This window comes from Paenibacillus nuruki, from assembly GCF_001721045.1.
Taxonomy (GTDB): Bacteria; Bacillota; Bacilli; order Paenibacillales; family Paenibacillaceae; genus Saccharibacillus; species Saccharibacillus nuruki.
Genome location: NZ_MDER01000031.1, coordinates 206,770 through 223,104 on the forward strand (window position 1 = coordinate 206,770; position 16,335 = coordinate 223,104).

Genomic DNA, 16,335 nt, shown 5'->3' on the forward strand with positions numbered 1-16,335 from the left:
TATTTTAAATAGATTTTTTAAAAAAAATAATATTATGACTAAGCTTGCAAACGCATCTCCCTACGACTCAAAACATAAATTGAAAATAGACATGTCAATGGCGCCAAAGTAGCTACGTTGATTGTCCAATCGCGATACATAATTTGCTGTACGACACTGGCTGTAAAAATAACAAAACAAACTATCATCGCAAGAAATACAATTGTATGCGCAGGATGTTTGGAACGTTTATAAATCATATGTACAATGCCCCAGATTACCAATCCATAAATGATGACATTAACAAGTATAACCAGAACCAAACCGTATAGATCTGACATTACATCACCTCCTATTGCTATTTCTATTGCTCTTTTGATTGTTTCTTTTACTTATTTTACTATAAAATGGAATAAAAGATAAATGGATGATCTATAGAGGAGGGTATTTATGGCTTGGGGAGCGATTTTGCCGTTTGTGTTATGGATAGTCATGCTTGCATTATTTGGACTGTTCTTATACGTGTTTATTTCTTATTTGAAACGGAAACAGTAAATTCATACACAATGATATGCATGTACTTATTCTTTTAGCACAACATAATAGCAACTTCAAAAGCCTGCTCCTTGTCTCCTTGACCAGACAATCGAAGTAGGCTTTTTGAATGATCTTTTACCATGTTAATGATAATCTAGCTAGATGTGGTTCACTTATGACGAGTAGATTGTATATTTACTTGCAGGCTCAACTCTAATTCACGAAGCTCCAATTCTTTCTTTTTCATTTTAAAACTTTGCACTGTTGTATAAAAAGCGAGGACAATCACACCGACAATAAAAATAGCAAAACTATAGATTAATATGTCCATAGCAATACATTTCACATCCTTACTTACGGTATTTTTTCAGTTCTACAGATTAGATACTTATAGATAATATACTGATACCCTACTATATTGTGATTATTTTTTCCAATTTCATTCCATAAAAGGTTCTTCTGACTTAGTATATTTGGACATATGCTCTCAAAGACCGAAAGAGATGTTTGAGTAATATTCTTTGTTTTTAGATCAGTCTACTTGTATTTCAAATTTTAGACACTTTTGAATGAATAGATTGGGCTAATTTCACTTAAACAGCACTTTCATCCAGTACGATACACATGATAAAATAGATAGAATGAAAATGAGTACGCAAATGTGTTGCTTCTATAGAAGAAACCTAATTTCGTTATCCTCATTTTGTTGTATTCATCACATGCTTGTACTATACTTTAACTCCCCAGCGATCCAATTTTTTCTATTCGATCGATGTACGATAGTCCGTATTTTCTAGATAATGCTAATCGTAAATATAGACATACCTTATAATTCTATAACTTATTATTAAGTAACTTATTAATCAATATTAAGGTGAGATGATAAATGACAATTGAATTACTTGATCGCTTACGCAAAGATACGGCTGTATATCATGAACAGATAGAAGGTAATTTCTATGCCAAAGGTATTATGGCGAAATCACTCACTTTGGATGAATATCGCACTTATCTTGCGAAGTTCTATGGCTTTTTAAAACCTTTAGAACAACAAGCTGTCCAACATATGGGTAAGCTTGGGTCTAATGCTGGTTTTAATATGAACGTACGTGCCAAATCTCCTTTGTTGGAACAAGATTTGATTCACTTAGGTATGACTGTAGAAGAGATACACCAATTGCCTTTGTGCACAGACTTACCGGATATTTCAACGCCTGCACGAATGTATGGAGCTTTTTATGTGATCGAAGGGTCTACACTGGGTGGACAGATTATTACGAAGCAGTTAATGAAGTTCTTGCCTGTTGATCCTGAAGGTGGTCTGCATTACTTTAATGCGTATGGTGCAGAGACTCGTGCCCAATGGTCGGCTTTTCGTGATCTATTATTGCAGACAGGCGTCACCGAAGAAGATAAAGAAAACATTATATCTACCGCTAAAGAAACTTTCCGATTACTTGATCTATGGTTAAGTACCCATCCTAACTAGCAAAAGAACAACATCATGATCTACAGGAGGCTAACCAATCCATGGCTGGTACAAATAATAATGAATATGATTTATTAAATCGTACACTTCTTACCGAAGGTAAATTTACAACTCAGGAACCGATCGATCTGACCAATTGTGATAAAGAACCGATTCATATTCCCGGGCAAATTCAACCTCATGGTGTCTTACTAGCCATCACCAAAGATGATGAGCATACCATTGTACAAGCTAGTCGCAATACGATGACTTTATTCGGTGTAGAAGCAGAAGAGTTATTAGGTCAACCTCTCGCTACACTGATCGGTGAAGAACAACTTATCGCTCTACTCCAATATGATCTCAGTACACAATCTACTTCTGATCTACAATATACACGTTTGAATATTAATGTTCAGGATACAATTACTGAATTTTTTGTGATTTTGCATGAAAGTGAAGGGCTGCTTATTTTAGAGTTCGAATTAGATACGATTGACGAACATACGGTAGCGAATGATTTTGAATGGATTCGTACCTTTTTTGGACGGGTCAAGCAGACTAAGAGTCGTAATGAAGCCAGTCAGGTTGCCGCAGAGCAAATTAAACAAATGCTTGGATATGACCGTGTGATGATCTATGAATTCGATGAGAACTGGAATGGTAAAGTCATTGCTGAAGCAAAAGAAGCGGAGTTAGAACCTTTTCTAGGACACAACTATCCGGCTTCTGATATTCCCAAACAAGCTCGTCAGTTATATCTACGCAATTGGTTACGTACCATTGTAGATGTCCATTATACGCCAGTAGAGATTATCCCTACAGTGCAACCGATAACGGGTAAGCCGCTCAACTTAAGTCTGTCTATTTTGCGTAGTGTCTCTCCTTTGCATATTGAATATCTGCATAATATGGGCGTTGGCGCAACGGTAACGATCTCGCTTATTCATGATAATCAGCTATGGGGATTAATTACCTGTCACCATTATTCACCTAAATATATTCCTCACCGTGTTCGTAACCTGTGTAATTTTCTAGGTTCGTTCTTCTCTAGCGAATTGTATCAACGACAACAGATTGATGATTATGAATCTGAAATAGCAATGCGCCGTCAGGCTGCTCGAATTGCAGATGTATTTATACGTAATACCAGCTTTGTACGTGTGATTGAGCAATTACAAGAAGAGGAAAAAACATTGCTTGATCTGATGAGTGCTTCTGGCGCAGCCATTAGCTATCAGGATAAATTATTGTTATATGGACAGACCCCTACTGCTGGACAAGTCCGCGAACTTGCCGGTTGGTTAGGTGGCAAAGCCAAAAATTACGTCTATGCTAATTCGCGTCTTAGTCTAGATTATGAACCTGCCAAAGCCTATAAAGAAAAAGCATCTGGAGCGCTCTATCTTGCTCTTTCTCCAGGGCAACAAAATTATATTATCTGGTTCCGCCCTGAAGTGCTTCAAATTGTAGAATGGGCAGGAGATCCAGTCAAAGCTGTGATTCAAGATAATGATGGTATGCGCCTTTCTCCACGTAAATCTTTTGAGAAATGGAGACAAGTGGTTCAGTCGACTTCATTCCCGTGGAAAACAAAAGAAATCAACATCTTGCCTGAACTCAAAACGATTGTTCATCGGCAAACAGAGAATCAATTGCAACAAGTAGAAGAATTAGCACTGCAAAATGCACGTATTTTACGTCAAAATGAGCAACGCTATTTGCAATTAATGGAGCTGTCTCCTGTTGCTTTTCTGACGATTACCAATGGGCAAATTATCTATTCGAACAGTGAAGCTGTCGAGTTATTCGGAGCTAAAAGTACACAAGGTCTGATTGGCAAAGATTTCGCTCAATATATCAGTAAATCATCTCAAACAGATATGCAAAAAAGTTTGGAAGAATTGCAGGAAAATGTAGTACAGCTTATCTCAACCAATGGATTCTTTACCGATGTCGATCAGAATGTAATGCAACTGGAAGTAACATTAACTTCGATCACGTATGGTGGTCAACCTTCCGTCATGATGATTGCACGGTTGATGGCTTCCAATGTTGAGCAGACAGAAGCCTATACTACACTATCTGATCAACTGCATAGCTATCTCGCAACCGATCCATTAACGGATATCCCTAATCGACCTGCTTTTGAAAAAGCCTTAGAATTAAACTGGGCAAATGCAATAACCGAGCAAAAACCTCTTGCTTTACTATTGGTAGATCTGGACGGTCTACGTGCTTACAATGCGGTACATGGACTCAATGGTGGCGATCTATGCTTACAATGGGTAGCTGATGTACTCACGATGATTGGAAGTATCCATGAAGCGACGATTGCTCGATTTAGCGGTGGTGCATTTACAGTAATGTTAGTTGGAGCAGATCAAGAACAGGCAGGAAGTCTAGCTGAAGAAATCAGTCAAAGTGTGCTTGCTCTACAGATTCCACGTGACTCATCCAATTCAGGTGAATTTATGACCGTAACGATTGGTGGAGTATCTATGATCCCGAACGCTTCCCTACAACCTACAGACTTGATTGATCAAGTCGAAAGATCGTTAATGAGAGCCAAAAACAAAGGTAAAAATAAGATTTTCTGCTGTGAAGCTCAATATTAATTATTATGTATAGACCAACCCCTTTATCTCTTTCCTTATTTATAGGATTGTAGATAAAGGGGTTTTTAGTCTTGCTTCATATCATTGTATCTTTTCTCATTTTCAGTCCATGAATAGATGCCTGCGATGATTCCCACGGTGACTATAATAATAACGATTGCGATCAACGTTGTTGGCGTAAATAAAGTGAGCCATTCACTCCATGTCGATCCATAACTAAATAATCGAAAGATTGCAATAATCGCCAATAATACCAATGCTGTGCGTATACTTTGCCAGATCATATTAAAAGCAAAGCCTCGTTTTCTTGCTTCATGCCATTTCTGATAAAACTTCTTCTCATACCGTTTGTATGTCACTTCTCTGTATATTGCGATACCGATAAGGATCACCAATCCGATATAGTACCAGATCGGATAATCAATCTTAGTGATGAGTGGAATCAACAATAATACCAGACTTGTGACTATCGTTCCTATAAGTTGTACCGCTCGTTCCCGGTTCATATGTATACTCCTTTCGTCTGCTCACTCTGTTCTGCTATCTTTTACATCTACTCCTATCTATTGTAGCATTGCTACATTTGCCATCTCCACTCTATATGTTATTACCTACTTATTGATTATGTTTACAGTATCATATTGATTATAAAATTTCTTGTATCCTATGTTTGCAGACGTTATATTACAAAAAGAAAAGCGTTTCGACTTTTGCTAAAACGTGTATTAATACAGGTTGAAAGGCTTGTCCAAACAATATACATAGAACAGATTAGGGGGCTATATCGAAGTGGCTGAACAACCAAAAAAAGAAAGTTTCATGTCTTTAGTCAAAAAAGGAAACAAATCTTCGGCTGTAGCGATGACAGGTAATGCGGTACTGGCAATTTGTAAAGGCGGAGCCTTTCTGGTCAGTGGTAGTGGAGCCATGTTCGCTTCTGCGATGCATTCACTAGCAGATGCAGTCAATCAAGGATTTGTTTTTGTCGGCAGTGTATTATCTGAGAAAAAGCCAACCCCTCGTTTCCCTACAGGGTTCGGGCGAGTGATTAATATTTTCTGTATGATTGCTGTTATTGTCGTTACGATTATGGCATATGAGACGATTCATGAAGGTATTCACTTGTTGCAACATCCAGTCGCTCATTCTGGTGGGGTATGGATAAATATTGCAGTGCTTGTGCTTAATATTTTGATCGACGGAGCCATTCTAATCAAAGCGATGAAAGAGATTTTGAAAGAAGCACGCGCTCCTGAAGCCAAAGGCTTTGCACTAATGCCTGCGGCTTTCAAAAATGTGGGACGTGCGGCTCCACCTACACGCCTTGTATTTTATGAAGATATTGTAGCTGTACTTGGTGCTCTGTTTGCTTTGATTTCTGTCGTTGTGATTGCTTTGACTAACTTTGCACTTCTCGATGGTATCGTCACTACATTAATCGGGCTACTGATGATCGCTGTCGCTTTCCGTGTCGGTTATGACAATATGATCGGACTGATCGGTGTTGCTGCTCCGCAAGATATCGAAGACAAAGTATCACAAACGATTCTTGCTGATGAACAAGTTGCTGATATTCAAATGATGCGTATTATTCAAGAAGGACGCTACTATCATGTAGAAGGTCTGATTGAACTACACAAAGGATTAACTCTGGCTGATGCAGATGATATCAAGTTCCGTATTCAGCAGAACTTGATGACCAACCCTGATATTGCCGACGCTTCGATTTCGATTATCGAAGACGATGGTATTCATAGTTGGGATAAAAAACAAGCAGATTTTTTGAAATAATCCATGTTCTATCGAGCCTCTAGTCCACTGGTTATCTTACAGTGAACTAGAGGTTTTTGTATTGTGAGCGAAATGCTTTTGGATTAACTCTATAAACATCTGAGCAGCAGCACTCATATAACGATCGGTGCGATACAATAATTCGATACTGCGTACAGGAGCATCATTCACAATCGGGATCGCTATTAATTGATCGTCAGGTAGATCTTCGAGCAACACATGAGGATGAATACTGAACCCGATACCTGCTTTGACCAGTTGTAACTGTGAAGCGGCTGATCCGTTGTCCATCAATGTCTGTACTTTCCAACCTTTCGATTGAAAACAATCATCTATTAATTTACGTCCGACAAAACCAACAGGATACAAGATTAATGGTAACTGTAACAATTCTTCTAATTCAATCTCCACACGTTGAGTTAATCCATGACCTGAAGGAACAAATAAACTATATGTTTCGGTACTCAACGGAACCTGCACCATCCGTCGATCCAGTACACCAGACAATCCTATTCCAATATCCACTTTATCTTCAATAACCATGTCATGAATTTCAATCGTAGGAACAATTTCTAAGCGTACATTAGGAAATAACTGATGAAAAGCAATCCAGATCGCTCCCATCCGATAATCTAGATCCGAAGGCAAAACAGCGATTCGTAGTGTTCCTCGTTGATTAACCTGTAACTCAGCAATCGACATTTTGGCATTTTGTAGATCACGTAACATTTGTGTGCTGTATTGTTGAAGTAATTTGCCCGCTTCAGTAATTCTTATTTTTTTACCGATACGATCAAATAAAGGCGTACTCAGTTCATCTTCTAACACTTTAATCTGCTGACTAAGTGTGGGTTGAGAAATCCCTAATCGGTCTGCTGCTTTGGTAAAATGTAACTCTTCGCATACCGTTATAAAATACTGCAATTGACGTAATTCCATCTTCGTCCTCCTCTTATCCTACTCTTTGCTAATCATAGTCTTGTACTATCATAATAATAGAAACAATAGTATGGTACAATTGTTATTCTTTTCTTATACTATACATAATTCATCAAATGATCTATAGAAAAGGAGCCTTAATATGCGTATACGATATTTAACGATGCTTTTACTATTAGCGGCACTGAACTTACGTCCTGCTATTACGTCGATTTCTCCTGTATTGGAAAATATACGGGCTGACCTTCATATTCAAGGTGTGACTGCTAGTCTATTGGTAACACTGCCTGTATTATGTATGGGACTGTTTGCTCCACTGGCGTTATCATGGAGTCAACGTTGGGGATTAGAAAAAGTAATTACATTCTCTCTTCTATTAATCGGTGGTGCAACTTTACTACGTGTATTCGCTGATTCGACACTCATCTTAATGAGCAGTGCTTTACTTGCAGGCATAGGAATTGGATTAATTGGCCCGTTGTTATCTGGATTCATCAAGCAGTATTTTCCCAAGCCAGCGGCGATGGTCAGTGTGTATTCCGTTGCTCTCGTGATCGGAGCGGCATTAGCAGCCGGTCTAGCTGTGCCTTTGCAACAAGGTTTAGGATCATGGCAGTATTCGTTAGCGTTCTGGGCGTTATTGGCACTCGTTGCCGGATTTAGCTGGTTACGATTAGCTCGATCTCCTCAGACTGTAACTACGACAACTGCGGTCTCTTTACCTTTACGTCAGAAAAAAGCATGGCTATTAACCGTCTTTTTCGGATTAATGGCGGCGATCTTCTATTCGTTAACCACATGGTTATCGCCTATGATGGCACATGCAGGATACAGTAAAATCGAAGCCGGTTATATGATGACTTTATTTACACTGATCCAGATTCCGATAAGTTTCTTAATTCCGATTGGGGTGAGCAAGTTCGGCAAACGGGCATGGTGGCTTGTTGGATGTAGTGTTATGGAAATGATCGGGCTACTGACGTTGCATTTACCTGTATCTCCATGGTTAGCGATTGCGATTCTAGGTATAGGTGCAGGTGGATTATTCCCATTAGCTCTAATGCTACCGATTCAAGAAGCGAACAATGCAGGTGAAGCCAACGCATGGTCAGCGATGACACAAAGTGGCGGTTATACATTAGGAGCGATTGGTCCATTGATTGTTGGTTTATTATTCGATTATTCTGGAAACTTTGTCACTGCGCAATGGGGACTGGGTGTTATGATCGTGCTAATGGTCATTGTACAATGTTGGATTGGAAATGGCGCCAAAGCTGTCACTCAGCAGAAACCTCTCATCCCTGCGACTGAACAAAGTTCTTAACCCATCTTTATCATTGCTATCCTATGGTTGTCGACCATTAGCTTTATGCTAGGAATAGCATACTTTACTTTATATCAGAACCATTTGCACGTTTTATAATGAACTCATTTCTTATGAATCTGCACATAAAGGCTTCCTGCTCATCAGTTATATGATGATACAAGGAAGCCTTTTAGGTATGATTTGAATGTAACAATTATCGTGTAGATTACTGCTGTACAGAAAGTGGCTGAAGATTTATCCTCTATAGAAACTGCCTACAATCTTCAAGTGCTTCGAGCGCATAATGCGAAAAGGATAAATATAACCGTGATTACCTAACTTTAATGGACGTGGCCAGACATTGATACCGGATGTAAACAGATACGCTTGATAAATAAATTTGGAACAGTAGCTCCGTTCGATCTGATCGAGATTCGTATTCAGGCGATAAGCTTGCACTTGCTGATAATGCTCTTGCGCCCATAATGCGGCTGCTTGTCCTGCTTCTGCTGATTGAGGACGAAACACAATAAATCGATCTTGATCATAAAATCGCTTTACATACCATTCGACTGAATCTGAAAATACCGGTCCATACGGATGCACATGATACACTTTACCGTCTTCGCCCAGTATGCCCATATGCCCGGCATAGTAAGTCGATTCAGAACTCGGTGTATACAAAATATCGCCTGCTTGTAGTGGCAATTGTTTAATTTGGGAAACAGGTATATCTGCTTGTTGTTGACGGGTAGCTGTCCATTTGCGCGGTTGTTCTACGATCACACGATGGATCGCTCCTACAACCGCCAGATATACTTGTGCCCACTGGATTTTTTGAAACCACGATTTGGAAGCTGTATTTATTTTGTTAAGCTGTAATTTAGCATGTAAATTAATCAAAAGATTCCCACCTTTATCTCAAAGTTGCAGTCATCACTATCTATTGTATATACGTATGATTTGGCATTTGGTATCACATGAATCTATTTTGCAAATTCTTCAATCTACTATATGCTTGAAAGACGATGAAAGTAAAATTTGACCACCAAAGGATGTTAATAATGAATATTATTGATTTACATTGTGATGTGTTATATAAATTTGGAGAAGCTAAAGGGAAATTGAATTTTGCCGATTCGCCTGAGCTGGATACCAATCTAGAACGCCTTCTAACAGGTAAAGTGAAAGTACAGGGATTCGCTGTATTTGTAGAACCTGATCTGAAAGACCCTGAGAAATTCCAATCCTGCCTCGACCAGATTCATTATTTCTATACCGAAGTATTGGAAAAAAATTCACAGATGGTACATATTACGAAGTGGTCACAGATTGAGCAGTTGCAAGCACATCAGATCGGTGCTTTTCTTACATTGGAAGGTGTCGATCCTATCGGCAATGATCTGCACAAAATGAATATTTTGTATCGACTGGGTATTCTATCGGTAGGGTTAACATGGAATTACGCAAATCTAGCGGCGGACGGTGCTTTAGAAGAACGAGGAGCGGGATTAACTGCTTTCGGAAGAGAGCTAATCTATTTTAATAATAAATATAAGATTCTCTCCGATGTCAGTCATCTCTGTGAACGTGCTTTCTGGGATGTGATCGAGATTGCCGATTACCCAATCGCTAGTCACTCGAATGCCAGTCAGATTTTCCAAAATCCACGTAATCTTAAAAACGATCAAGCTCAAGCTTTATTTGCTAAAAATGCAATGGTTCATGTGGTGTATTGTCCTTACTTTGTCAGCGATCATGAAATCGTAACGATCCCTGAACTGATCAAGCATATCGACCACTTCTGCTCATTAGGCGGAGAAAAGTTAATTGGACTGGGTTCGGACTTTGATGGGATTATGTATCATATTCAAGGATTAGAGCATGCCGGGCAAAGCCAGAATCTAATTAACGAGCTGTTGAAGCATTATAGCGAAGAACAAGTACACGGATTTGCTTATCAAAATTTTATGAATTATGTATTGAGATAAAGAACCAATAAATACTTTATATACTAAAAAAACTCACCAGATTGCTATGATCGCAATGGTGAGTTTTTTGTCTAGCTATTTAATTACTATATTAGATCATTTCATTCAAAAAGTACTCGTGTGGATATTCAATACGTTATTAATCTTCGAAAGAATACTTTAATCCCCATTGTCCACGGACTTGATCCAGTAGACGCATAATGTCTAATGATTCTTCCAGTGAAATGACTTCACTTTCCAGTTCTCCTGCTTGAATCAGGCGACCGACTTCTTCGGCTTCAAACGCATATCCTTCACTTGGACGATCATCTTCGAATTTCTCGACTTCTTGATCGCTCACATGTAGAGAAGCTTCGCGGCTGAATAAGAATTGTGGAATATGAATATAACCTTCAGTTCCATGGATATAGGCTTCATTCGGTAAATCTACACGAATCGCACCATTCAGTGTTGCTGAGCGTCCGCCTTCATAAGCAAGCAAGATCGAGAATTGCTCATCGACTCCTGTCTCACCGATACTTGCTGTACTGTACACCTTCTCAGGCTTCGCACCAAAGATCATCGAAGCGAAAGATACCGGATAGATCCCTGCGTCTAGCAATGCGCCTCCACCTAATTCTGGATTTAACAGACGGTGTTCAGGGTCCCAACCCATACGGAAACCAAATTCAGCTTTGACCAAGCGAACTTCACCGATCTTGCCATCGCGAATCCATTCACGCACACGACGAATCGGTGGTAAAAAGCGTGTCCACATGGCTTCCATCAAGAATAATTTTTTCTCACGAGCGACAGCGATCATCGCTTCCAGTTCAGCCGCATTCATGGTAAATGGTTTTTCGCATAATACATGTTTCCCTGCATTCAAAGCATCAATAACATTAATCTTATGTAAAGGATGCGGAGTCCCTACATAGATCACATCTACGTCAGGATCTTGCAATAATTTGTCATAACTATCATACGCTTTGGGAATATTATATTTACCTGCAAATTCGTCAGCGCTTTCTTGATTACGTGAACCCACAGCATAAGCGATACCATTAGATGTGTGTCCCAGATCAGCGACAAATTTGTTAGAAATCATTCCTGTACCAATAATTCCCCACTTCAACTTACCTTCGTTCGATATAGACATGCGTTAATTCCTCCTATCAGTTGATGTTGCATAGTGCAGTATTTCGTTATTCTAATACTTCCCCAATAATGGGTTAGATTAAGCGTACAAGTTCATATTTGCGAAGTATAGCAGTATTCTGATCTTTTATAACAGATATTTGTTGTCACATAGATCATTCACCTATCAAAACTTAGAAAGTACATACCCATAGCACGGATAAAAGAAAAGGTGAAAAGACAGCAACAGCCTGCTTTTTCACCTGTGAAGGGTATATGATCTATTTCCGCAATAGAATAAAGATGAGATTTATTCTTATATAGATAGTCAATGTTGCTGTTTGATTAGCTATTCTTGCTGAACCTTTTCTCGATCTTTACCTTTATCAGACTCGCCTGCATTTTTGTTAGCCGCATCCCGATCTTCTTGCATTTCAGCTACACTTTTCACTTTTAGACGGGCAGCTCCTGCATACTCCTGAGTCGGAATAAGGTTGCCCGAAGCAAGGCGTTCTTTGGCAGCGACAATCGCATCTGTATATTGAGGTAACCATTCTTCGCCAGCAACTAGCATTTCATCGACCATTTGCCAGATTTCTTTGGGATTACAGACAGCCCCGACCAACGGGTCCATCATAAAGGCTTGGCGAAGAAGAAAATCATCGCCTGTGATCGCCGCTTCTACAGCTAAACGTTGCACCGAAATACTCACATTACATACAGCAGCAGGACCGAGCGGTAGATCACCTACATGTGGCATTGAGATCCCGTTACGGTCGACATAACCCGGTGCTTCAATGATGGCATCATTCGGTAGATTAGAGATTACCCCGTTGTTGACCACATTAAAATGCCCCCGATAGACACGTCCAGTCTCCAACCCTTCGATAATGTAGGAACCGTGCTCTTCTCCACGCTTTTCAGGTACAAATCGCATAGGCTCGTCTTTCATCCAATTCGGAAAATCTGTTTCAAACCAATTGCGTCCTTCTGTACATACCCGTAGATATCCACCGGTCTCACCATTGATCCAGTTGTTAAGATCGATCCATTCGCCGATTTCTTGTGGACGTTTGCGATACCACGGCACATATTCACTTAGATGACCATTCGATTCTGTACTGTAATAACCGAAGCGGCGCATCATATCGATCCGTACTTTTTCAGTACGACTGTATTCTTCGTGATTTTCAAAAGCGTCTAATAAACCTGCTGTTAAGTCTTTGCCTTCATGAGATGCTTGGATATACCATGTCTGATGATTGATACCTGCGCACACGATATCGACATCTTTCTTTTCCAGACCATAGACTTCTGCAATCTGGTGATGTCCATGCTGTACACCATGACATAGACCGATCGTATTCACGCCACCGTAGACATTGCAAGCCCATGTCATCATCGCCATTGGATTCGAGTAATTGAGCAATAATACATCTGGAGAAGATACTTCACGAATATCTTTGCAAATGTTTAACATTTCAGCAATTCCACGTTGTCCATACATAATGCCACCTGCACATAACGTGTCGCCTACACATTGATCGACTCCGTATTTCAAAGGAATATCGACATCGGTTGCAAAAGCTTCGAGTCCACCTACACGAATCGTACACAATACATACTTGGCATCTTGCAAGGCAGCACGACGATCGGTTGTGGCTTGAATCTGAATCGACAGTCCATTTTCTGTAATATCCCGCTGACATAACTGAGTCACCATATCGAGATTATGTTGACTGATATCGGTAAACGCAATCTCTATATGACGGAACTCTGGCACTGTGAGCAGATCACGCAACAATCCGCGGGTAAATCCTATACTTCCTGCTCCAACAAAAGCTACTTTAAAAGACATATCATATCCTCCATTCTAAAATACGCTCTATTCGCGTCTGGTGATCAAAAGGTTTTATATGCTTTTATTGTAGCGTGGTTAGACAAGGAAGCGTTACCAAGATCATGACTACTTTGATGATTAGTTGTCTAATATCCTAACCTAAGCGCTTGGCAGTTAAAGCGCGATCTTACTCTTCTACATACTGCCGATCATAACGAACCACATTTCCACGGTATTCCGCAGGGGTCTGTCCAGTATGCTTTTTAAATAACAAATGGAAGTATTGCCGACTACTCACACCGATATAATCAGCAATCTCTTGAATCGGAATATCCGTCTGCCCTAGAAGCATTGCTGCCTTTTCCATGCGTAAACGGGTTAAATAATCGGTCGGTGTGGTGTTCATATGTTTTTTGAAAATCCGATGGAGATAGCCGGGATGTACATTGACGGCTGATGCGATATGTTCCACCCGAATCGGACGATCATAATTCTGATGAATATACTGAATACTACGCTTCACATACCATTCCGTCTGAGAAGTACTATGAATCTGGGTATCTTGCCAGAGTCTTGCGATCCGCACCAGTAACTGAATAAATAGCAAATCAGCCATCGTACCTGTGCGGTGCTGTTGATCCAGCTCTAACACCAACGATTTCAATACATAGTAGACTTCTTCAGGATCAGAAAGCACAAAATAATGCTGCGGTTGAGATAACAGTTCAGCTAATGCTTCTTCTTCGCCTGCCATTTGAAATAATGAAGGAAGTTGCAACGACGATGGAGCAAAGCCAAATTCAACATTCAGCATACGGCAAGGCGATGATCCTTCAACAATCAAGCGATGAGGGACATTCGCATCGATCATAATAAACTGACCTTTTTTCAACTGCACTTGAACAGGAGCAGACCCATTAGATGCTTGAGCATCTTGCTGAATCTGTAGTTCGATCAGACAATGTCCAGAGATCATATACATAATCTCAGTCGATGGATGTTGGTGGTAAGCCATACTATAATCCTGCCATTGCTTATAATAATAGGCATAAAATTCAGGACGATACTGCTCTGCCATCAACTGTTGACCGAACAAACTTCCTGTTCCTTGTGCAGAAGAGCCTGCATCACGATAAGATTGAATCGGCTGAACTACAGCACTTGCAAAAGCTCGTTCTGACTTGTGCTCCATCGGTTGCATCATTTTCTTCCCTCCTACCCTAAGCAGAGATATCTTAACGGAATTCTGGTGGTGTACGACGTGCTACACCGGTACGTATAGCCGCTTCTACAACACCTCGACGAACATACTCGACTACTTTTTCATTAAATACACCCGGAATAATGTAGAGTTCATTCAGCTCATCTTCTTTAACTACTGAAGCGATAGCTTTAGCCGCCGCTACTTTCATTTCTTCATTAATGACTCGTGCACGACAATCAAGTGCACCACGGAAAATACCCGGGAAACATAATACATTATTGATCTGGTTCGGATAATCGCTTCGTCCTGTCGCTAGCACACGAACATGAGGTTCAGCCAGTTCAGGTTCAATCTCAGGATTCGGATTCGCCATCGCAAACACAATCCGATCTTCTGCCATCGTTTTAATATGTTCAACTGTTAGTAGACCCGGGCGAGATACACCGATAAATACATCTGCTCCTTGAATAACTTCAGTCAGTCCTCCACGTTCTTGATGAGGATTCGTATGTTCTGCGATCCAGTTCCACATATCATGCGGATATTCTTCGCCTTTGACCAAAGCACCACATTGATCGACTGCAATCACATTATGTGCTCCTGCTGATAGTAGCATTTTGATACAAGCTGATCCTGCTGCGCCTACACCTAGTAGTACGATTTTGGCACTTTCAAGCGGTTTGCCGACGATCCGTAGAGCATTTAATAGCCCTGCAAGCACCACCACAGCTGTACCATGTTGATCATCATGGAAAACAGGAATATCCAGTTCTTCTGTTAAACGGCGTTCGATTTCAAAACAACGAGGTGAAGCAATATCTTCCAAGTTGATTCCTCCAAATGAAGGAGCCATCCATTTAATCGCATTAATAATTTCTTCAGTATCTTTGGTATCCAAGCAGATCGGAAAAGCATCGACTCCGCCTAACTGTTTGAACAACATCGCTTTACCTTCCATCACAGGCATTGCCGCTTCTGGCCCAATATCGCCAAGACCCAATACAGCTGTACCATCAGATACTACTGCAATCATATTTCGTTTGATCGTTAGTGAGAATGCTTTTTGCTTATCTTCATGGATTGCCATACATACTTTAGCAACACCCGGTGTATAGACATGGGATAAATCTTCACGGTTTTTAACAGGGAATTTCGGTTGTACTTCTATCTTACCGCCTAGATGGGCAAGGAATGTACGGTCAGAGACGTTAACTACTTTGACCCCGCTCAGTTCTCCGACCGATTTGAGAATACTTTCTCTTACTGTCTCGGGTAGATTCACTGTTAAATCTCGAGTTGTACTTTCAGGGCTAGCATGAATAACGTCAATCGCAACAACGTCTCCACCGGCATCACTAATCGCAGCAGCCACTTCACCAAATGTAACTTGTTTTTTATCCATTTCCAGACGAATGATCATACTTGTTCCGAGCGCCATAAGGATACCTCCTAATAATGTGGGTAAGATGATTTTGCACTATTCATTCTTTTTTAGATAACGCTTACATTATAAAGTTCGGACTTATTATAGCATAGTTTACAGGTA

14 protein-coding genes are annotated in these 16,335 nt (G+C 40.2%); 5 read left to right on the forward strand and 9 right to left on the reverse strand.

The features are described from left to right. Positions 1–38 precede the first annotated feature (38 nt). Both PTI45_RS06635 and PTI45_RS24090 read right to left on the reverse strand, forming a co-directional pair. Positions 39–320, reverse strand: a complete 282-nt coding sequence (locus PTI45_RS06635) for a hypothetical protein (RefSeq protein WP_069326754.1) — start codon at positions 318–320, stop codon at positions 39–41. Positions 321–685: 365 nt separating this feature from the next. Next, the gene (locus PTI45_RS24090) at positions 686–847 is read right to left on the reverse strand and encodes a hypothetical protein (protein WP_175425126.1); all 162 of its coding nucleotides are present in this window, start codon (positions 845–847) and stop codon (positions 686–688) included. Positions 848–1,402: 555 nt separating this feature from the next. Here PTI45_RS24090 and PTI45_RS06640 point away from each other — a divergent pair. Together PTI45_RS06640 and PTI45_RS06645 are read left to right on the forward strand one after the other, a co-directional pair. Further along, positions 1,403–2,005, forward strand: a complete 603-nt coding sequence (locus PTI45_RS06640) for a biliverdin-producing heme oxygenase (RefSeq protein WP_069326755.1) — start codon at positions 1,403–1,405, stop codon at positions 2,003–2,005. A 41-nt stretch (positions 2,006–2,046) separates the two neighbouring features. Next, positions 2,047–4,602: a diguanylate cyclase domain-containing protein gene (locus PTI45_RS06645; protein ID WP_069326756.1), complete on the forward strand. Its 2,556-nt coding sequence runs from the start codon at positions 2,047–2,049 to the stop codon at positions 4,600–4,602. Between the two features lie 65 nt (positions 4,603–4,667). Here PTI45_RS06645 and PTI45_RS06650 read toward each other — a convergent pair whose 3' ends face one another. Continuing rightward, entirely contained in the window at positions 4,668–5,108 is a 441-nt protein-coding gene (locus tag PTI45_RS06650; protein WP_069326757.1) for a hypothetical protein, read from the reverse strand. Positions 5,109–5,391: 283 nt separating this feature from the next. Here PTI45_RS06650 and PTI45_RS06655 point away from each other — a divergent pair, with 283 nt between their 5' ends. Beyond that, the gene (locus PTI45_RS06655) at positions 5,392–6,393 is read left to right on the forward strand and encodes a cation diffusion facilitator family transporter (RefSeq protein ID WP_175425133.1); all 1,002 of its coding nucleotides are present in this window, start codon (positions 5,392–5,394) and stop codon (positions 6,391–6,393) included. A 36-nt stretch (positions 6,394–6,429) separates the two neighbouring features. On the opposite strand, the gene PTI45_RS06660 is transcribed toward PTI45_RS06655, so the two are convergent. Further along, positions 6,430–7,332, reverse strand: coding sequence for a LysR family transcriptional regulator (locus tag PTI45_RS06660; protein WP_069326758.1), 903 nt, complete (start codon positions 7,330–7,332; stop codon positions 6,430–6,432). Between the two features lie 142 nt (positions 7,333–7,474). Between PTI45_RS06660 and PTI45_RS06665 the strand changes: the two genes are divergently transcribed. Continuing rightward, a complete protein-coding gene (locus PTI45_RS06665; RefSeq protein ID WP_069326759.1) occupies positions 7,475–8,656 on the forward strand; it encodes an MFS transporter in 1,182 nt (393 codons plus the stop codon). Between the two features lie 237 nt (positions 8,657–8,893). Here the strand turns inward: PTI45_RS06665 and PTI45_RS06670 are convergent, their stop codons facing one another. Next, positions 8,894–9,541, reverse strand: a complete 648-nt coding sequence (locus PTI45_RS06670; protein WP_245703441.1) for a hypothetical protein — start codon at positions 9,539–9,541, stop codon at positions 8,894–8,896. 161 nt (positions 9,542–9,702) lie between these two features. Between PTI45_RS06670 and PTI45_RS06675 the strand changes: the two genes are divergently transcribed. After that, complete coding sequence (locus PTI45_RS06675) at positions 9,703–10,629, forward strand: dipeptidase (protein WP_069326760.1); 927 nt, start codon at positions 9,703–9,705, stop codon at positions 10,627–10,629. Between the two features lie 139 nt (positions 10,630–10,768). On the opposite strand, the gene PTI45_RS06680 is transcribed toward PTI45_RS06675, so the two are convergent. From PTI45_RS06680 to PTI45_RS06695, 4 genes are all read right to left on the reverse strand, one after another. Further along, complete coding sequence (locus tag PTI45_RS06680; RefSeq protein WP_069326761.1) at positions 10,769–11,767, reverse strand: Gfo/Idh/MocA family protein; 999 nt, start codon at positions 11,765–11,767, stop codon at positions 10,769–10,771. Between the two features lie 327 nt (positions 11,768–12,094). Then, complete coding sequence (gene melA, locus PTI45_RS06685; RefSeq protein WP_069326762.1) at positions 12,095–13,603, reverse strand: alpha-glucosidase/alpha-galactosidase; 1,509 nt, start codon at positions 13,601–13,603, stop codon at positions 12,095–12,097. Between the two features lie 169 nt (positions 13,604–13,772). Continuing rightward, the gene (locus PTI45_RS06690; protein ID WP_069326875.1) at positions 13,773–14,663 is read right to left on the reverse strand and encodes an AraC family transcriptional regulator; all 891 of its coding nucleotides are present in this window, start codon (positions 14,661–14,663) and stop codon (positions 13,773–13,775) included. 157 nt (positions 14,664–14,820) lie between these two features. Continuing rightward, complete coding sequence (locus PTI45_RS06695) at positions 14,821–16,227, reverse strand: NAD-dependent malic enzyme (RefSeq protein WP_069326763.1); 1,407 nt, start codon at positions 16,225–16,227, stop codon at positions 14,821–14,823. Positions 16,228–16,335 lie beyond the last annotated feature (108 nt).